Genomic DNA, 19,424 nt, shown 5'->3' on the forward strand with positions numbered 1-19,424 from the left:
ATGGCCGTGGAAATGGGATCGTCCTTCGGATGGTACAAGTATGTCGGCTCCCACGGCTCCGTGTACGGCATTGACCGCTTCGGGGCATCCGCGCCGGGCGGGGAAGTCGTTGAAAAGTACGGCTTCACGCCGGACAAGGTGGCTGAAGCAGCCAGTCAGCTGATCAAAATAAGAAATTGAATATAAGAGTATCAATAGATAATGTAACAAGCATCTCGGCGCTTAAGGCCCTGAGATGCTTGTTTTTTGATATCTCATGTTGCCAATTTAAGATTAATATTCTAGCGGCTCAGTGGACTTTTGAGTCAAGAGCTAGAATATGAAAAGAAACTAGTAGGTAGGTAAATAGAATTAGAACCTAAAAATTATCAGTTTATATTTAACAAAATATATATTATTAATTTTAGTTTAAGTAATTATATTCGAAAGTAAATAAAAATAAAAATTGACAAACAAAAATAAAAGTGTGAAAATTTAACCAACTATTAACAGAAACGAGGAGTGGAAATAGTGAAAATAGCTATTGGAAGTGACCATGTCGCTTACGACTTGAAAGAAACGATAAAAAAACATGTGGAAGAACTGAATCACGAGGTCATAGATTATGGGTGCTATAACTGTACAGAAGTGGATTATCCGGATGTTGCATTTAAAGTAGCGGAGGATATTAACGATAATAAAGCTGACCGGGGTATTTTGATCTGCGGCACCGGTATCGGCGTAGCTATCTCAGCTAACAAAGTTCCGGGCATTCGAGCTGCTCAATGTCATGACGCCTATTCTGCTGAACGGGCCCAATTAAGTAACAATGCCCAGATTATTACGATGGGCGCCCAGGTCATCGGTGCAGAGCACGCTAAAAAAATTGTGGAGACGTATTTAAGCGTAGAATTTCAGGGAGGCAATTCAGAGCGGAAGGTTAATAAGATTTCGGAAAAAGAAAAAGAATTTATGAAAAAATGATAAATAGGGAGGCTTAACGGTGAAAAAGTTAATTAATGATCCAGACGTCGTCGTCGAAGAAATGCTGAACGGTTATTTGAAAGCGCATTCTCATCTTGTGAGAGGAGTAGAGGCCCACCCGAGAACGATCGTCCGTACGGATGCCGGCCTGAAGCAGAAGGTCAGTTTAATTATTGGAGGAGGCTCCGGCCATGAACCAGCCTTCATGGGATATGTAGGCAAGGGAATGGCGGACGGCGTCGCGGTAGGCAATATCTTTTCTTCTCCGCCTCCGGATCCAATCGTAGAGGCAATAAAAGCAACGAACACCAACCAGGGCGCCCTGCTTTTATACGGGAACTATCAGGGAGATATTATGAACTTCGGAATGGCAGCGGATATTGCAGACATGGAGGAAAACATAGAAATAAAGCAGGTCATCGTAAAGGATGATATTGCTTCAGCGCCAAGGGAGGAAGCGGAAAAACGAAGAGGGATCGCCGGGGAATTCTTTGTGACGAAGATAGCCGGAGCAGCAGCCGAGGAAGGTCTTTCGCTCGACGAGGTGTACCGTATAACCGAAAAGGCGAACCAGAATGTAGGCTCCATGGGCGTCGGCCTCTCTCCGTGCTCACTTCCGCAAACCGGGCAGCCAAGCTTCAGTCTCGAAGAGGATGAAATGGAAATCGGCCTTGGCCACCACGGGGAGCCGGGCGTGGAAAAAAGCAAGCTGGCTACTTCAAACGTTGTCACTGAGCGTATTTTAAACAATATTATTGATGAAATGGATATTGAATCCACGGATGAAGTGTCTGTACTTATTAACGGGCTCGGCTCCACGACCAGGATGGAGCTTTATATCATGTATGACAGGGTGGAAAGCATTCTTCATGAAAAAGGAATAAATATTTATACGTCCTACGTAGGAGATTACTGTACGTCCCTGGAAATGGGAGGGTGCTCCATCACGCTTCTAAAAATGGATGAGGAATTAAAACCATTCATTGATGCTCCGGCCGAGTGCCCGATGTATACACAGAGTTAAGCAGGAGGAGATGACGGCATGAGGACAGGGGATTGGAAAAATTATTTTGAGAGCGCTCACAGCGTAATGGAAGAAAACAAAACCTATTTATGTGACCTGGACCGGGCGCTTGGAGACGGCGATCACGGTATCACGATGAGTATCGGCTGGAAAGCCGTGCAGGAGGCCATTCATTCAAAGCTGGCGGACGAAACAGATTGCGGCAAAATCGCCATGATGGCAGGGCGCTCCTTTTTAAGCGCGGTGGGGTCATCAGTAGGGCCGCTCTATGCGTCGGGCTTTATGGCCGGGGCGAGGGCAATTAAAAATAAAACTGAGCTTTCCATGGAAGATATGAGTCAGTTTTGGATTGAATTTATCCGTGGCGTGCAGGAAAGAAGCCAGGCGGAGCCGGGAGATAAAACGATGATGGATGTTTTATATCCTGTTCAGGCAGTCCTCGAGAGTGAAGAGGGAACGGTGGAACAAAAATTTGAACAAGCAGCAGTGGCGGCGAAAAATGGAATGGAGGCCACCAAAGAGATGAGCTCCAAAAAAGGCAGGTCGAGCCGGCTGGGCGAGCGCTCCATAGGACACCAGGACCCGGGGGCGACCTCGATGCAGCTTCTATTCTCTACTTTTATTACAGAAGCCTTAAATTTAAAAATTACTGAAGGGGAGCATTAAAATGGTCATGAAATTTGGGTGCCAGGGTTCCACATGGGTGCTGGATTATGATGTAGAGGCAGACATGATGGACCAGATCATGGATGATGTAAAAAATGGCGGGCTGACAGGCCTGGATATGCAGATTTCTTTGCTTGGAAAATATAGGGATAAGCCGGAGCGCTTCAAGGAAGAGCTTGATAAAAGAGGACTTCAATTGGCTGCACTGACAATCCCGCATGCGTTTGAAGGGGGAGAACCTTCAGAGCAGGAAAAAGAATTAGAAAATTACTATTTTGAATACTTAAAGCACTTTCCGGAAGCTGTGATGAACGTACCGTCCAGAGTCGGGGCCAGCCGGGACAATGTACGGCAAAGGCAGCAGGAGATTATCAGGGGTGCTAATGAACTGGGAAAGCGTGCACGGGAGGAGCACGGCATTATAACATCGCTTCATCCCATTTCCTATAAAACCTCCTACTGGAAATCCCGGGAGGATTATGAAGTTCTTTTCGATGGCCTCGATGAAAGATACATGGGCTATACGCCGGATGCCGGTCATATCATGTTCGGCGATATGGATCCGGTGGACATTTTCCGGGAAGCGTTGCCGTTAATTAAACACGTGCACTTTAAAGAAGCTTCCAAAAATCATGAATGGAAGAAAATGGGCGAAGGTGACATTGATTTTGTTGGGTCCATGCAGGTGCTGAAGGACGGCGGCTACGACGGCTGGGTGATGCTCGAAGAGGAAACCGGGGCAGCAGAACCGGATACAGGTAAAGTTATTAAAGAGCTTGGCAGCTACGTCAACAAACACCTCCACCCGATCATTCAGGGAAGCTGAGAGCATTTAGCATTACCGGAATTTATTCAAATACTGTTGCATGGAGGCGTATCGTATGAAGGTTGGATTTATTGGCTTAGGCATTATGGGCAAACCGATGGCCGGGCATCTTATCAAGCAAGGATTTGAGACGTACCTTTTTGATTTAAACACGGAGGCGGTCAACGAACTGGCAGCTTTAGGCGGCCAGGCGTGTAAAACAGGCCAGGAGGCAGCAGAGAACAGTGACGTCATCATCACGATGCTGCCGGAAGGAAAACACGTGTCCGAGGTGTTATTTGCAGAAACAGGGCTGGCTGCAGCAAGTAAGCCAGGAACCATTATCGTTGATATGAGCTCGATATCCACGGAGGAATCGAGACTATTTGCGAGTAAGTTGGAAGTAATGAATATTCATTTTATCGACGCTCCTGTCAGCGGCGGAGAGCCGATGGCTGTTGAAGGCAGACTCTCCATTATGGCAGGCGGGGATGAAAGCCAATTTAATAAAGTGCTGCCCGTATTTGAAGCAATGGGAGAAAACATCGTTCATTGCGGGGCAAATGGAACCGGTACTGCAGCAAAGCTTGCGAATCAAATTATTGTCAGCGGAAATCTCGCCGCTTTATCCGAAGCCTGCGTGTATGCGAGCCAGGCAGGCATTGATTTAAATAAACTGTTTGAAGCTATTCATGGCGGTCTGGCAGGCAGTGCCGTAATGGAAGCGAAAATGCCGCAGATCATCGAGCGAAACTTTGAGCCGGGCGGCCGCATTGAAACGAATTATAAAGATTTAAAGAACATCCAGTCCTCAGCGAACGCGATTGGGGTGCCGCTTCCCGTTACGAACCTGGTGAAAGAAATTTTTCACTCTGAAATTGCGAACGGAAACGGGAAAAGGGACCATTCCCACATTATTAATTTCTTTGAGAGGATGGGGAACTGCCAGACTCCAAAAGGTGGCTGAACCGCGTTTAATAAAGATCTTCTAAAAACTTAGGTCACTGCTAGTTTATCCAGTTGGCAGATTGACGCATGGATGTGGCCTTAAACAAATCATGGACGTGTTGTATGTTTATAGTGTTTCCGGTAGTTCCATTGGCTGAGGATGCTTAAAGCGATGGCAACTATAGTTAAAACGGCAATATTTGAAGCTGAACGATATAAATCGAAAAATAAATACAAAATAGTATTTGTGAGTAAAAAGAGAAAAACCATAAGTATATTAATGACCCAAAATTTCTTTTTCATCATATTCCACCCAGCTCGAACCGGCTTCTGAAATTCAGGAGCCGGTTTGTTTGTGTCTTTTTTGGAAATAGGCAATAGCTTCGCGGCGGTTGCGGACACCGATTTTCCTGTATATGGCGGTTAGGTAATTTTTGACGGTGCCAAGCGTTAAAAACAGCGTATCCGCGATCTCCTGGTTGGAGTAGCCGGCGAGCAGCAGATCCATGATCCGCCGGTCCTGCAGGGACAATTCGGTTGTATGCTCGGTTTCCTGAAAATGCGGGGCACCGTCCTTCCGGTTGCGGGCAGCGAGCTGGTCGCTCAGCGTCTCCGATACCGATGTCGGAAGCACCATCTGGCCGTGGGCCACCTGGCGCACGCAGCGGACGAGCTCCTCACTTTCCCAGTCCTTCAGGAGAAATCCCTTCGCCCCGTTGGCAAGCGCCTGAATGACGTTTTCAGCGTCCACGTAGGAGCTGAGCATAATAAACTTCGTCTGCGGCGATGTCAGTTGAAAATCCGGCAGCCATTCGATGCCGTTATTGCCTTCTAAGTACACATCAAGCATCACTACGTCCGGAAGCTCGTTCGTAAGCATCATTTCTGCTTCCGCCCCGTTTCTCGCAATACCGACCACTTCCAAATCCTCTTCAAGCTCCATGATCATGGCCAGTCCGTCCCGGACAATGGCATGATCATCGACAATCCCTATCCGAACGGTTTCCATCTGCAGATCCTCCTTCTGATACATATACTCGTGCCTAAGCTTACAGGTCAATCAGTTTCGTATTATGACAGTGTATAAGGGCTCCGGTCCTTGACCGGCAGGCGCAGCTCGAGCGCCATGCCGTTTCTGTCTTCCGCAATGGCTTCGAAGCGCAGAAGGCCGCCGAGTTCTTCAGCCCGGGCGGAAAGCCCGCGCAGGCCGAAGCCGTAGCTCACGTTTTTCGTGACAGTGCGTCCGTTGTCTTCGAGCCGGGCAATCAGCTGGCCGGGGACCTTCGTGGACAGTGTATACGAAAAGAATGTGCATCCGCCGTGACGGAGGCCGTTGGTGAGCCCCTCCTGGAGCATCCGGTACAAAAGCATTTCCTGCTCCGCCCGGAGTAGGGGCAGCGGCTCATCAAACTGCCACTCAATCCGTACATCCGACGTATCGCGTGTGGAAACGAGAAGTCCTTCAAGCGCAGCCGAAAGATCGATGAAGCCGTCGGTATGTGCCATGGAATGCGCCGTTTTCCGGATTTCCTTCATCGTTTCCTGCACCTGGTGCTTGGATGTCTGCAGCTGGGTGCGGGCTTTTTCGACTTCGCCTTTTTCGAGCAGCCGTCTGGCTGTTTCAAGCGCCATCATGGAGGTGGTTAAATAATGGCCGGCGCTGTCATGAATGTCCCGGGAGAGCTTCAGCCGCTCCTGCATGATGGACTTGTCCTCCATCTCCCGGTGATACAGGCGCAGCCGGTCGTAAGCCCGCTGCAGCTCATTGCGCTGTTCGGTGGAACGCTTGGCCAGATAGCTGAATCCCCAGAACAGCACGTATTCGATAAAACGGGGAAGCACAAAGGCAATACCGGCAGTCGCCGGAAATTCTTCGTGAAAGGCTGTAGCACTAACAAACCCCGCGTAGCAGAACAGCATAAACGGAAAGCTGAAGCGCCTCGGCGCCCGGTACCCGAGCTCGGCAATCAGGACGAAAAAGAGCGTCTGGGGCACAAATCCTCCGGCAATTGCCTGGACTGCCCAGGCAATGACGAACTGGAGGCTGATGACCGTTACCGAGGAAAAGCGGGCAAGTGGTATGGATAAAAGCACGAGCCGGGTCACCTGGATAATACCAAATACCCAGCAGAGGACTGCGGCAAGCCACCGCTCGTCCGGCGACTCCATGTATACGAACAGTCCGGCTGCGATGATGGCTATGAATTGGATCGTATACATGAAGATTCGCTGGCGGCGGTTCATTCAGGTCCACTCCCTTTCAGCGTGCCAATCCCGCGCGGGGTTCCATATTCCTAGAAAAGGTCATATGACTATTAACATTTGTGTGATTATTAATGACTAGGTAATTACTATTAATAATTATACTGGACTATTAATATAAAAGAAACGGCAACAGGCAAAATATTCTAAAAAATATCAAATAGGACGTTTGCCTTACTCGAGAGGAAAGAGGTGAGTACATGATTGAGATGCATGCCCATATTCTTCCCGGCTTTGACCACGGACCAAACACGATGAAGGAAAGCCTGGAAATGGCCAGGCAGGCAGCAGCGGCCGGTGTAAGCATTATTTACGCAACGCCGAGATACCGGTATCCGTCGTACGATTTCGGGGCCGTTTTCGTAACGGAGGCGGTAAAATTTCTGAATTTTCAGCTCCTGAAAGCCCGGATTCCGGTTCGCGTCCGCTCAGGTCAGGAGGTCACCCTGTACGGTGGAATGGAAACCGATTTGGAAAGAAAAAGGATTCTGCCGCTGGAGCATACCAATTATGTACTCGTTCATATGAATGAAACACACAGCTTTTTGTACGTCCGGCAGATGCTCAAAAAACTGTACAATCACGGGTTCATTCCTATTCTTTCATCGCCGGAGCGGCTGCAGATGTTTCAGAAAAGGCATGGGGGCCTTGAGACGCTCGTGAATGAAGGAGCAGCCGTGCAGATCAGTGCCGGAGCGCTGCTCGGCCGCAACGGAAGAAGCGACAGGCGCTGGGCAAAATATTTTTTAAAAAAGCGGCTCGTGCACTTTGTGGCCTCGAACGCGTGCAGTGCTTATGACCAGCCGTTCTGCCTGGATCAGGCATACTGGCAGTTTGTCCGAATGCAGCGGCTGGGGGAATGGGAGCGAATGCAGAAAAATACGCACCTGCTGCTGAACGGGGGGAGGATCACACCGCCGGCAAAGCAATCATTGATATAGATGAAGGAATGGAGGGGGAGATAATTTTGCACCAATTAGTAACATCCAAAACAAGACTGCGTCTCGTAATGAAATTTTATCTGACAGAGGAAGAAACGTACCTGCGTGAGCTCGTGCGCGAATGCAAGGAGTCAACAAATGCTATTCGCCTCGAACTGCGGAGGCTGTATGACATGAATTTAATTACCGACCGCTGGGTCAAAAACCGGCGCTACTACAAAATCAATAAAGATTACTATTTGCACAGGGAGATGGAGTCCCTCATTAAACAGTACTTATACTGGGACGAGCTGCACGAGCGGCTGAAGGGCATCGACTGGAAAACGATCTATATTACGCCCGATCCAAAGCGAAGCTCGCCGGTGGAATATGTGATTGAAGTGGAGGAAAACTCTCCGCACTGGGGCAAGCAGTTCTACCTCGGGGAGGGAACGACGGTGACATTCGCGACGACTTCAATGCTGAATCATATCGAGCAGGTGCTGATCAGCGTAGGCAGACAAAAAGAAAAAGTATCATAAAAGGAGGAAGCCGGGTTGGATAAACAGGCGAAGATTTACGTAACCAATCATCAGGAGCGGGCAGGCAGCGCCATTTATCACTACCTATTAAAGCAGGGGTACGAAAACGTGGTCGTGCGCAGCGGGGTCGATACGGGCATGGAGAGTATCCGGGCCGTCAATACGTTTTTTGCCGAGGAAAATATTGAATATGTGTTCATGACCGACGGCTATGAATACGCGGAATCAAATACAAAAGTGGGACTGCAGGCGAGGCGCTGGCAGCAGGCGAACGTTCTTGAAGCCTCCGCCCGCTACAACGTGAAAAAGCTGCTGTACGTCGGTGATATTCACGTGTACCCGAAATACACCCCGCAGCCGCTGAAGGAAACGTTTCTGCAGCGGGGCATCATTGACGAGGTATACGCTGAACAGACGCAGGTAACCAGGGAAGGCATCGCTCTCTGCCGGGCCTACAACCGGGCGTCCAACACGAATTTTCACATTGCGGTGGCTCCGCGGATGTACGCGGTGGAGGATATGAACAGGCGGTCCGGCATGGTGGCCGATGCCATGCAGCGGTGCATCCAGGCCCGGGACCAGTGGCAGGCGAAGGTGGAGATTCCGGAAAAAGAACCCGCCTTCCAGGAGCTTATCTATGGCGAAGATCTGGCGTCCGGCTGTGTGTTTGTGATGAACCATTACAACGAAAAGGGACCGGTCAATATCGGCACGGAGCGCGAAGTGAGCGCGAAGGAGCTCGTTATGCTGATCAAGCGGATTACCGGCTACAGGGGCGCCGTGTTTTTCACAGGCTCTGGCTCCGGGGGATTACGGAGAAAAACGCTCGATACGTCAAAAATCAACCGGTACGGCTGGTACCCGGAGGTATCGATTGCCAAAGGGCTGCAGGCTCTGTATCAATGGGAAACGGAGAGGGACCGCGCCGGCCGGGCGTAAAGGCGATCCCCGCAAGTAACGAATCGAAACAAATACCTGGGGGAACGCCGTATGATCGACATACACACGCACATACTGCCTGGCCTTGACCACGGGCCAGAGGCGGTAAGTGAAAGCATCGCCATTGCCAAAGAAGCAGCCGCCAACAATATTCAGACGGTCTTTGCGACTCCGCATTACCGGCCGGGTGTCTATGACAACGACGGCCTGGCGGTTAAAGAAGCCGTGCTTGATTTTAATATGCAGCTCCGGGCCGAAAGTATTCCACTGCACGTAAAAAGCGGCCACGAAATTACGCTGTATAAGGAGATGGTAGATGACCTTTTATCCGGGCAGCTGCTGCCGCTCGAAGATACCAACTACGTCCTCGTGGAAATGCAGACTAGCGACACCTTCATGCAAATCAAAGCGCTCTTTCACTCGATGCAGCTCGAGGGCTATATTCCGATCATGACACATCCGGAGCGGCTGCAGAGCAGCGAAGAAACGGATGAACCGCTTTATTATTTTGTATCCCACGGGGCGCTCGCGCAGGTAAGCGCTGAGGCGGTGGCTGGGAGACAGGGGTGGAAAAGACAAAGGTTCGCCCTGAAGCTCCTGCGGAAAAACCTGGCTCATTTCATCGCCTCGCAGGCAGACAGTGTGCCTTTTCGCCTGAAGCCTGCCTACGAACAGACAGCAGCAGTTCTCGGCCTGAAAAAGGCCCGGGAGCTGCAGGAAAATACGAAGCGTCTTCTCGTCGGTTCACCGGCGTTTGTCGACCCGCCCAGGCCACTGCACAAGAAGCGTGCTTTTTTTAAACGAATGTAAGGAAATTCTGTCCAAAATTTCAGGAAAAAAGGAGGAATGCAGATGCGATTAGTCCTGTTATCCGGAGGTTCGGGAAAACGGCTGTGGCCATTGTCCAACGACACGAGATCCAAACAGTTTTTAAAGGTGCTGGACGGGCCGGACGGCGAAAAGGAGTCGATGGTCCAGCGGGTGTGGAGACAGCTGGAAGCATGCGGCCTGGCTTCCTCGGCGGTGATTGCCACTTCAGAATCACAGAAGGACCTGATTAAACGCCAAATTGGGGAAAACGTTCCGCTCGTCATGGAGCCGGAGCGCCGGGATACATTCGCCGCTGTGGCGCTTGCAGCGAGCTACCTGTTTTCTGTGGAAAAAGCGTTTCCGGAGGAAGTGATTGTAATGCTTCCGGTAGACGCATTCGTAGACACTACTTTTTTTGAAAATTTTGAACTTTTGGAGCAGTTAATTCATGAAGGCTCGAGCGATATGGCCCTGATGGGAGTCCAGCCCATCTATCCGTCCACCAAATACGGCTATATCGTTCCGGACGGGTGGAACGAAGACACCAAAGCCTTTACCGTCAAAGCCTTCACGGAAAAGCCAGACGAAGCGACGGCGGAGCAGCTCATTGAAAGTCAGGCGCTGTGGAACTGCGGCGTATTCGGCTTTACGATGGGATACCTGCTCCGGATTCTGGAGGAGGAAAAGCTGCCGTTTGAGTACGAGCTGCTTAAAAGCCAGTACCACACGATCCCTGAGATCAGCTTTGACTACCGGGTCGTGGAGAAGGCGGAAAAGATCACCGTTCTAAAATACGAAGGCGACTGGAAAGACCTTGGCACCTGGAACACACTTACTGAAGAAATGGCCTCCAACCAGACCGGGAAAGGCATTATTTCCAAAAGCTCGGTTAACACACACCTCTTCAACGAGCTCGATATTCCGGTCGCGGTTATCGATGCGAGCAACATGGTGATTGTGTCGAGTCCCGACGGCATCATCGTCGCCAACAAAGAGTCGAGCTCGCAGATTAAAGAGCTTATCAAGGACTTCCGCTACCCGCAGATGTACGAGGAGCGGCTGTGGGGCTGGTCGCGGGTGCTCGACTACGCCAAGTACCCGGACGGCCAGATGATGATTACAAAACGGATTCTGTTGGAAAGAGGAAAAAATTCGACGCTTCACTACCATCACAACCGCGATGAAGTATGGACGGTGGTGCGCGGAGAAGGAGAGATTGCGGTCGACAATCATATGTACCGTATCAAAGCGGGGGATGTCGTGCACCTGCCGGCTGGCACAAAGCACGCGCTCCGGGCCACCATTGATCTGGAGATTGTAGAGGTGCAGACCGGCATTGACATCAGCGATGAAGACACGGTCCGGATTCATGACACATGGGAGGATGTGCTCCGCGCCCACAACGGATCCGCTGCCAAATTCATTAAATAACTTTTTTCAAAAATATTCGGTCATGTCTCCTGCACCGGTATCACATGGAGGCACTCGGCAGTGCTAAGGGCTTTTTTGAAAGCCTTAGACGTTGATCGTCAACAGCGCTGCGTGAGGAGAGGTTCAATGCCTCCAGATTAACTGCGGCAGCTGCGTATACAACGCTGCTGCAGATGAAAAGACAAACCATTGGCATTCCGACTTCAGTCATCTGTTTTGAATAGATGCAGGTATTACAAAACGCCAAAATCTTACAGGAAAAGAGGATCACCAGTGGAAAAACATGCGTGTATATATGTAGCCGGGCACCGGGGGCTGGCAGGCTCTGCAATTGTGCGGAAGCTGCAGAAGGAAGGATATACCAACCTGGTGTACCGGACGAGCAGCGAGCTCGACTTACGAAACCGAAATGATGTAGACGCTTTTTTTCAGTCCTCTTCGATAGATTACGTGTTTTTAGCAGCCGCGAAGGTTGGCGGCATTACCGCGAATAATGAGTATCCGGCGGATTTTATCCGCGATAACTTATATATTCAGACAAATGTTATCGATGCAGCCTATCAGTACAACGTGAAAAAGCTGTTGTTTTTAGGCAGTACGTGCATTTATCCAAAACATGCCCAGCAGCCGATTAAAGAGGACGCTCTCCTGACCGGCGCGCTTGAGCCAACGAATGAACCGTACGCTATCGCCAAAATTGCCGGCCTGAAAATGTGCGAGTCCTACAACCGCCAGTACGGTACCCGCTTTGTCGCCGCGATGCCGACGAACCTGTATGGGAAAAACGACAATTTCGACCTGGAAACGTCGCACGTGCTCCCGGCGCTGATGCGAAAATGCCACGAAGCGAAAATCAATGGGGACCCCACGGTGGAAATATGGGGGACGGGCGAGCCGCGCCGGGAGTTTTTATATGCGGACGACTTGGCCGATGCGTGCGTCTTTCTGATGAACGAGTATGACGGCACCGACGTGGTGAATATCGGCACCGGCCAGGACCTCTCCATCCGGGAACTCGCCGAGACGCTCAAACGTGTCACCGGCTTCGAGGGAGATTTTACGTTTAACACAACGAAGCCTGACGGCACCTTACGGAAACGCACTGACGTCACCCGTCTGAACAGCCTCGGCTGGCAGGCGAAAACGTCGCTTGCTGACGGACTTCAAACTACGTATGACTGGTACATCGGCCGCGCGGCACAACCAAACAAAGGAGCTGCTTCTCTATGACGAAATCTGCCCTCATTACCGGCGTCACCGGCCAGGACGGCTCATATCTGGCGGAATTTCTGCTGGAAAAAGGCTACGCGGTCTACGGCCTCCGGCGCCGAACGAGCACACCGAACTTTGAAAACATTGAACACGTAAGAGACAGAATTGAATGGATCGACGGCGACCTGACCGATTTGTCCTCTCTCATCAGCGCCGTGCAGCAGGCGCAGCCGGACGAGGTGTACAACCTGGCGGCCCAGTCATTTGTGGCAACATCCTGGCCACAGCCGATTGCGACAAGTCAGATTACTGCCGTTGGGGTAGTGAACATGCTGGAAGCGGTACGTATTGCTAAGCCGGACGCCCGTTTTTATCAGGCATCCAGCTCCGAAATGTTCGGCAAGGTGCTTGAGACGCCGCAGACGGAGACGACCCCGTTCTGGCCGCGGAGCCCGTACGGTGTCGCCAAAACGTACGGTCACTGGATTACCGTCAACTACCGGGAAAGCTTTGATATGTTCGCGTGCGCTGGTATTTTATTCAACCACGAATCGCCGCGGCGCGGCATGGAATTTGTCACCCGGAAGGTAACCGACGCCGCTGCCCGCATCAAGCTCGGGCTGCAGAGTGAGCTTCGGATGGGCAACCTCGATGCCAAACGCGACTGGGGCTACGCCGGCGACTACGTGAAAGCGATGTGGCTCATGCTGCAGAGCGATGAACCCGATGACTACGTGATATCCACCGGGGAAACGCATACGGTGGAGGAGCTGGTGGAGATTGCGTTCGAGTACGTCGGCCTCGACTGGCGCGACTACGTCGTGACCGACCCGAAATTTGTACGGCCGGCGGAGGTGGACCTTCTGCTCGGCGACTGCACGAAGGCGAAGGAAAAGCTCGGCTGGGAGCTTGAGGTCGGATTCCGGGAGCTGGTGGAAATGATGGTGGAGAGCGATTTGAACCATTATGGAAATCACCAAAACGTACGGCCAATCTATCGTGAAACTTCTTAAGAAAGTGCTTGCCGGAAACATTTCCGGCAAAGCCTTCTATACCGTTCTGGACCAGGCGGCGCTGAGCGGCGTGAACTTTACGATCGGTCTCGCCTTTGTGTATTTCAGCTCTCCGGAAAATTACGGATTTTATACGATGTTTATGGGCGTGTTTTTTTTATTTCTAAGCGTACAAAACGCGCTGATTAATACACCGATGATTGTGCTTTCTCCGAAGCTTGAAGAGGAGGATGCCGTGCTGCTCCGGCGCAGCCTGTTTGCGGTGCTGCTGCTGTTTTTAGTTGTCGTATTTCTTTCGATGATGGTGATCACCTTTTTCAGCGGAGTCACAGGTATCGACAGAGCATCCCTCTGGGTGCTGCCACTCGCGATCTGTCTGCTGCTTCTTCGGGAATATTTCCGCACCGAAGAGTACGCACAGCTGCTTCCCCAGAAAGCGCTCAAACGGGATAGCGTGTACGCTGTGGCCGCCCTCATAGCGATCGGCGCAGCTGTGTACACCGATATTGTATACGTATCGCTTATGTTTTTAATCACCGGTGTGACGTCGCTGCTCGTTTCAGTTAAAAAAATGTACCAGTTCACAGTGCATCTACCGCCGAAGCAGGTAATCCGGAAGAAATTCCATGACACGTGGAAGCTGTCGCAGTGGAGCCTGTTCGGGGCAACGAGCAGCTGGCTGCAGGGAAACGCCTACCTGCTGCTGCTCTTTCTGATGCTCGGTGTTACCGAAGTCGCCTATATTGCGGCGGCCAAGCTGCTTATGACGCCGATTGTGCTCATTATCTCGAGCTGGAGCAACGTAATGAGACCGCTCCTCAGCAAGACAATGGTGCACGAACGTCCGGGGCGGGCTGAGACGCTAATGTATCAGGGGATGGGAGCTTCGGTCGCTATTCTGCTCGTGTATACGCTCGTCCTGCTGGCCGTCCTTTCGATCGTGCCTTCCGGAGCGTTTCCGGAAGCGTACCAGGGCATTCAGGAGTATGTGCTTTTATGGATGCTCGTGTTTTTGTTTCAGCTCATCCGCGTCAACTACTCCAATTATTTTCAGTCGGCACTGCTTTTTAAAATGCTTGCCAAATCAGGCATGGCTGTTGCTGTCATTACGGTGGGCATGACCGCTGTGACCGTGCAGGCGTTCGGGGAAGCGGGAGCGCTCGTCGGGCTTATGCTTAGTGAGCTGTTGTTCAGCATTATTCTGGTGCTGAAAATGAAAGCAGACATTCCCGTCGTAGAAAAGAGGGAGGAATAAATGAAGCTTGCGGTATGTATTATTACGTATCAACGTCCGGAAGGATTACAGTCGTTGCTTCAGGGCATTGCGGAACAGACATGGGACCATCACCACCCCGAATTAAAAGTCGTCGTTGTTGATAACGACGCCGAAGGCAGCGCAGCTGCAACGCTTCCACTCAACTACCCGTATCCGCTCATTTACGGTGTGGAGCCGAAAAGGGGCATACCGGCAGCGCGGAATACGTCGGTCCGTCTGGCCGGAGACACAGATTTTGTCGTATTTATTGATGATGATGAAACCCCGGCGTCCGACTGGCTCGAACAGCTGCTTGTCGCCCGTCACGTGTACGACGCAGACGTGGTGGAAGGCAAGGTCGTGAGCGTGTTTGAACAGCAGGCACCCGATTGGGTGATCCGTGGCGGCTTTTTTAGCGGCCAGGAGCGGCGTACCGGGGATCCGATCCGGCGGGCGGCAACCAACAACCTGCTGATGCGAAAGAGTATTTTTGACCGCTACCGGTTTAACGAAGCGCTCGCGCTTACGGGCGGATCCGACACGTTTTTATTCACCGAGCTGGAGCAGGAGTCGTATACGATGATCTGCGCGGAGGAAGCCATCGTTTTTGACCGGATTCCAGCTACACGCACAACCAGACAGTGGGTGCTGCAGCGGGCCTACCGCTCCGGCAACACGCTCGCCCTCTGCACCGGGGCAAAAGCGAATGCACGAAGGGCAAAAGCTAGCCGGGCCATCGTCGGGAGCGGCCGAATCATCCAGGGGCTTCTCCTGTACGTACCGGCAGTTTTCCGCTGGGAGCACGAGCGGGTCAAGGCCCTGCAGTACGTGTATATGGGTGCCGGCAACCTGGCCGGCCTGCTCGGAGTCAAGTATTTAGAGTACCAGAAAACCCATGGCAGATAAGTGAGGTACGCCGATGTTTACGAAATACGTTCTCGTATGTGTGCAGATTATCGCGCTTCTGCTGCTCATTAACGGCAGCCCCGCTCTCGCGGTGGCGTCCAATCTGCTGATCATCGTTCATTTTATTTACCACCTGCGAAGGTTTAAGGCCGTCATGCTCTTAGTGGTATTTATGAGCACGTACTATACGAACTTCGCCTACGTGTACTACGGCGGGTACAAAACGACGTACTACGACGATTACTTTTATCCGATGTATTACGATAAAACGCTTCTGATCATGTCGCTGTTTCTGCTCGTGCTTTATTTGTTTACCCGGAAGCCGGCGGCTCCGGTCTATATCGCTGACCGGCTGGAGCGGAAGTCCAACTGGGCCCTGTACCTTGTGAGCCTTGCCGCGATTACGGTCATAATTGTGCTCGGGAAATCGGGTGAAAACATTCTGGAGTCCGGCGGGTACGGGATGAATTCACAGGCAACCTTCGGGAGTCTCGCGATTTCGGAGTACGTAGTGCTGTTTATAATACTCGGCTACTACTACTCGAAAAACATTCCTTACGCGAATGTCCTGCTGCTCGGGCTTTCGTTTTTGTATATCGCAAAAATGATTCTGTTTGGCGGCCGGATCGAAGCGCTCCAGGTCGGGATGCTGCTGTTTATTCTATTCTGGGAAAAACGGCTTTCGCCCGTGATGATGCTTGCCGGCGGCGGTCTCATCTATTACGTGTTTATGGTGTTCGGCCGCATCCGGGCGAATATTTCGTTTTATCTGCAGAACCCGGGAAGCATTAACTTCGGCCTCAGCAGCTACTCGGAGGGCAGCTACATGCCGAGCAATGCCGGCGAAGTACTGTACAACTCCACTCTGTTTTCGGGGCTGCTGCAGGACGGCCTGCTTGGTGCCGGTGACCGGATGGCTGCAACTGCAGCGTTTGTGATGCGGATCTTTCTTCCGACGAGCCGCATTCCGTTTGAACAGGCAGAGCTGAGCAATTACCTGTCGGAAATATCGCCGGCCGGGGGCGGCGGATTTATCGCCAGCTACTTTTTTTACTTTTTCGGCTTTGGCGGGATCGTCGCGATTGCGGCAGTGATCGCAGTGATCCTGAACAGACTGGCGAATGTCCGCCACCCGTTGTTTATTTTCGTCGGCATCATCATTCTCACCACATTCCCCCGCTGGCTCGCGTATGACCCGATTACGATGTTTAAAATGTCGTTTTATATGATCATTACCGCCGTCCTGTATTTCTTCGTTCACGAGCTTATGGCTGAAAAGCCGCTCCGAAAGCGGCCGTTTCTGGTAAACCCCAAGGAGGTGAGAGCATATGCGCACGAAAGCGGCACTCGTCGGCCAGTTTCCCCCGCCGGTACACGGTTTGTCAAAGGCTCTCTTCAAGATAGCCGACGCAAAAGAGCTTCAGGCTGATTACGATATGCAGACAATCAATCTTACTAATAACAGGCGTATTTTTTCGACGATACGAAAGCTTGCCACTTCCAACTGCGATTTTTTTTACTTCACGATTTCCCATTCGAAAGGCGGCAATGCCCGGGACCTGCTGCTGCTTGCGATCATGCTGGGGAAAAGGCGCCCGGTGATTATTCATTATCACGGCGGCTACTTTAAACAGCTGCTCGGCGAGATAAATCCGCTGCAGCGAAAGCTGAACGAACAGCTGCTTCCCAAAGCGAGCTGCGTGGTCGTGCTAAGCGAGAGCTTAAAAGCGCTCTTTCAGCCGATTATCCCAAATGAAAAGCTTGTCATTTGCGAAAACTTTGTGGAAAAGGAAGCACTGCTCACCGAGGAGGAGCTGGAGACAAAAATAGAGACGATGAACGGCAAGCAAGTGCTGTTTTTAAGTAACTTTATTGCATCCAAGGGCTACCTGGACGTACTGAAGGCGGCGAGTCTTTCAAAGGACCACCCGGAAATGACCTTTCATTTTGCGGGTGCTTTTTTTGACCCGAAGGAAGAAAAGCGGTTCAAGGCGATGGTTGAAGAGCACGAGTTAACCAACGTCGTGTTTCACGGCGTAGTTGGCGGCGAAGCGAAAAAAGAACTGCTGCGCAAGTGCAACGTATTTATTCTTCCCACCTACTACCCGAACGAAGGCCAGCCGATTTCGGTCATCGAAGCGATGGCGAACGGGCTCTCGGTCGTTACGACAAAGCATGCCGGCATTCCGGATATTGTTAAAGAAGAGAACGGCTATTTTGTCCCCAAGCAGGCGCCGCACGCCATCGCCCGGCTGCTCCAGGATATCAGCATCCGTGATCTTCAGAAAACAGCCCGGGTCAACCGGACGTATGCCATGCACTCGTTTAAAGAAACAGACTATACCGATCGGATTCACAAGATATTTCAGAGGGCCGTCCCGGAAGCAGCGCCGCCGGAAGCAGCCGAATCTTCAGCAAAGGAGAAGCTTGGATGAAAAAACTGGTGTTTGTGATCAACTACTTTTACCCCGACCTTGCTTCCACCGGCCAGCTGATGACCGAACTGTGCGAGGAGCTGGCTGAAGACTTTACGATTACCGTTATCGCTGCGCAGCCCGGATACGCAGGAGCCTCTGCGCAGGGGCCTTCAGGGGTCGATTATCACGGTCCGATTAAAGTGGTTCGCGTGCCGCTCCCCCGGGTTAATAAAAATTCGAAGGCGAGCCGGGCCAAATACGTGGCGCTCTACTTCCTGCGTGCTCTGCGAGCGCTGCAGCGGGAAAAAGATGTAGATCTTGTGTACACGATCTCGCAGCCGCCGGTGCTCGGCGGCCTGCTCGGCACGATCGGCAAAGTCATCAAGCGGGCGAAGCACGTATACAATATTCAGGATTTTAATCCGGAGCAGGCTGAAGCGGCCGGCTACGTGAAAAACCAGACGGTGCTCCGGCTGGCGAAGGCTGTCGATACCGTTAACTGTGCCTTTGCTGATCATGTGGTCGTTGTTGGTGAAGACATGCGCGCAACGCTCCGCCGCCGTTTTGGTAAACGAAAGCCTCCGATGCACAGCGTAATCAACAACTGGACGAACGAAAAAGAAATTGTCCCACTCGACAAAACGCACCCGGCGGTCCAGAAGTTTCTGCACACACACGGCCTGGAGAACAAATTTATCGTCATGTATTCCGGCAACCTCGGCCTGTATTATGATCTGGAAAACCTGATCCGGCTGACCGAAAAATTTTATCGCTACCCGGATATGAGGTTCGTTTTTATCGGCGAAGGGGCGAAAAAAGCGGAAATGCAGGAATTTGTAAACAAGCATCATCTCACCAATGTAATTTTTCTGCCATATCAGCCGTTCGAATTCATCAAATATTCGTTAAACGCAGCGGACGTGCATTTAATCGTGAATCAGAAAGGGATTAAGGGGGTGTCGGTGCCAAGCAAAATCTACGGCGTCATGGCCGCCGGGAAGCCTGCGATCGGTGTGCTCGAAGCGGGCAGCGAAGCGGAAAAGCTGCTGCGGATGAGCAATTCCGGTTTGGTGGCAGAGCCGAATGATTACGAAGCAGTGGAAGAAGCGATCGCAGCCATGTATCACATGGATGCCGAAGACCGGAGAGCAATGGGTCGGGCCGGACGGGCTTATCTGGACCAGCATTTAACGAGAGAAGTATCGATCGGAAAGTACCGCACGCTGTTTGAGGATCTGACGCGCGAAAAGCAGGCAGCTGTGATGCCGGGGACAAAGGCAAAGCCTTCATAAAAATCCAACCGGAAGGGGA

Annotated in this window: 20 protein-coding genes; 18 read left to right on the plus strand and 2 right to left on the minus strand. The window is 51.5% G+C overall.

Annotated elements, in window-relative coordinates:
• The 6 genes from ACTRXF_RS06875 to ACTRXF_RS06900 form a co-directional block, all read left to right on the plus strand.
• Positions 1-180, plus strand: a 180-nt coding sequence (locus ACTRXF_RS06875; RefSeq protein WP_474278391.1) for a transketolase-like TK C-terminal-containing protein, incomplete at its 5' end; no start/stop codon positions are given.
• A 330-nt stretch (positions 181-510) separates the two neighbouring features.
• Entirely contained in the window at positions 511-963 is a 453-nt protein-coding gene (gene rpiB / locus ACTRXF_RS06880; protein WP_474278393.1) for a ribose 5-phosphate isomerase B, read from the plus strand.
• A gap of 19 nt (positions 964-982) precedes the next feature.
• The gene (locus tag ACTRXF_RS06885; RefSeq protein ID WP_474278395.1) at positions 983-1,987 is read left to right on the plus strand and encodes a dihydroxyacetone kinase subunit DhaK; all 1,005 of its coding nucleotides are present in this window, start codon (positions 983-985) and stop codon (positions 1,985-1,987) included.
• Positions 1,988-2,005: 18 nt separating this feature from the next.
• Complete coding sequence (gene dhaL, locus ACTRXF_RS06890) at positions 2,006-2,653, plus strand: dihydroxyacetone kinase subunit DhaL (protein ID WP_474278397.1); 648 nt, start codon at positions 2,006-2,008, stop codon at positions 2,651-2,653.
• Position 2,654: 1 nt separating this feature from the next.
• Complete coding sequence (locus tag ACTRXF_RS06895; RefSeq protein ID WP_474278399.1) at positions 2,655-3,479, plus strand: sugar phosphate isomerase/epimerase family protein; 825 nt, start codon at positions 2,655-2,657, stop codon at positions 3,477-3,479.
• A gap of 40 nt (positions 3,480-3,519) precedes the next feature.
• Positions 3,520-4,425 carry a 2-hydroxy-3-oxopropionate reductase gene (locus tag ACTRXF_RS06900; RefSeq protein ID WP_474278401.1) on the plus strand — a complete coding sequence of 302 codons (906 nt, stop codon included), beginning with the start codon at positions 3,520-3,522 and terminating at the stop codon, positions 4,423-4,425.
• A 318-nt stretch (positions 4,426-4,743) separates the two neighbouring features.
• Here the strand turns inward: ACTRXF_RS06900 and ACTRXF_RS06905 are convergent, their stop codons facing one another.
• Positions 4,744-5,415: a response regulator gene (locus ACTRXF_RS06905; RefSeq protein WP_474261656.1), complete on the minus strand. Its 672-nt coding sequence runs from the start codon at positions 5,413-5,415 to the stop codon at positions 4,744-4,746.
• A 62-nt stretch (positions 5,416-5,477) separates the two neighbouring features.
• Positions 5,478-6,650 (minus strand): sensor histidine kinase, encoded by a 1,173-nt coding sequence (locus tag ACTRXF_RS06910; RefSeq protein WP_474278403.1) that lies wholly within the window; start codon positions 6,648-6,650, stop codon positions 5,478-5,480.
• 218 nt (positions 6,651-6,868) lie between these two features.
• Here ACTRXF_RS06910 and ACTRXF_RS06915 point away from each other — a divergent pair, with 218 nt between their 5' ends.
• The 12 genes from ACTRXF_RS06915 (at position 6,869) to ACTRXF_RS06970 (ending at position 19,405) form a co-directional block, all read left to right on the plus strand.
• A complete protein-coding gene (locus tag ACTRXF_RS06915) occupies positions 6,869-7,609 on the plus strand; it encodes a tyrosine-protein phosphatase (protein ID WP_474278405.1) in 741 nt (246 codons plus the stop codon).
• A gap of 26 nt (positions 7,610-7,635) precedes the next feature.
• Positions 7,636-8,130: a winged helix-turn-helix domain-containing protein gene (locus ACTRXF_RS06920; protein WP_474278407.1), complete on the plus strand. Its 495-nt coding sequence runs from the start codon at positions 7,636-7,638 to the stop codon at positions 8,128-8,130.
• A 15-nt stretch (positions 8,131-8,145) separates the two neighbouring features.
• Positions 8,146-9,069, plus strand: coding sequence for an NAD-dependent epimerase/dehydratase family protein (locus ACTRXF_RS06925; RefSeq protein WP_474278409.1), 924 nt, complete (start codon positions 8,146-8,148; stop codon positions 9,067-9,069).
• A 51-nt stretch (positions 9,070-9,120) separates the two neighbouring features.
• Positions 9,121-9,879 (plus strand): tyrosine-protein phosphatase, encoded by a 759-nt coding sequence (locus tag ACTRXF_RS06930; RefSeq protein ID WP_474278411.1) that lies wholly within the window; start codon positions 9,121-9,123, stop codon positions 9,877-9,879.
• A gap of 42 nt (positions 9,880-9,921) precedes the next feature.
• Complete coding sequence (locus tag ACTRXF_RS06935; RefSeq protein ID WP_474278413.1) at positions 9,922-11,310, plus strand: sugar phosphate nucleotidyltransferase; 1,389 nt, start codon at positions 9,922-9,924, stop codon at positions 11,308-11,310.
• A 273-nt stretch (positions 11,311-11,583) separates the two neighbouring features.
• Entirely contained in the window at positions 11,584-12,540 is a 957-nt protein-coding gene (locus tag ACTRXF_RS06940) for a GDP-L-fucose synthase family protein (protein ID WP_474278415.1), read from the plus strand.
• Complete coding sequence (gene gmd / locus ACTRXF_RS06945; protein WP_474278417.1) at positions 12,537-13,535, plus strand: GDP-mannose 4,6-dehydratase; 999 nt, start codon at positions 12,537-12,539, stop codon at positions 13,533-13,535. Before ACTRXF_RS06940 ends, gmd begins: the two co-directional genes overlap by 4 nt.
• Positions 13,489-14,790, plus strand: coding sequence for a lipopolysaccharide biosynthesis protein (locus ACTRXF_RS06950; RefSeq protein WP_474278419.1), 1,302 nt, complete (start codon positions 13,489-13,491; stop codon positions 14,788-14,790). Before gmd ends, ACTRXF_RS06950 begins: the two co-directional genes overlap by 47 nt.
• Entirely contained in the window at positions 14,791-15,696 is a 906-nt protein-coding gene (locus ACTRXF_RS06955; protein WP_474278422.1) for a glycosyltransferase family 2 protein, read from the plus strand.
• A gap of 13 nt (positions 15,697-15,709) precedes the next feature.
• Positions 15,710-17,125, plus strand: a complete 1,416-nt coding sequence (locus tag ACTRXF_RS06960; RefSeq protein WP_474278424.1) for a hypothetical protein — start codon at positions 15,710-15,712, stop codon at positions 17,123-17,125.
• Positions 17,025-18,131: a glycosyltransferase family 4 protein gene (locus ACTRXF_RS06965; RefSeq protein ID WP_474278426.1), complete on the plus strand. Its 1,107-nt coding sequence runs from the start codon at positions 17,025-17,027 to the stop codon at positions 18,129-18,131. The genes ACTRXF_RS06960 and ACTRXF_RS06965 overlap by 101 nt, the downstream gene beginning before the upstream one ends.
• Positions 18,128-19,405 (plus strand): glycosyltransferase family 4 protein, encoded by a 1,278-nt coding sequence (locus tag ACTRXF_RS06970; RefSeq protein WP_474278428.1) that lies wholly within the window; start codon positions 18,128-18,130, stop codon positions 19,403-19,405. The genes ACTRXF_RS06965 and ACTRXF_RS06970 overlap by 4 nt, the downstream gene beginning before the upstream one ends.
• Positions 19,406-19,424 lie beyond the last annotated feature (19 nt).

The sequence above is a fragment of the Marinococcus sp. LNHM3E3-2.2 genome (assembly GCF_056034385.1).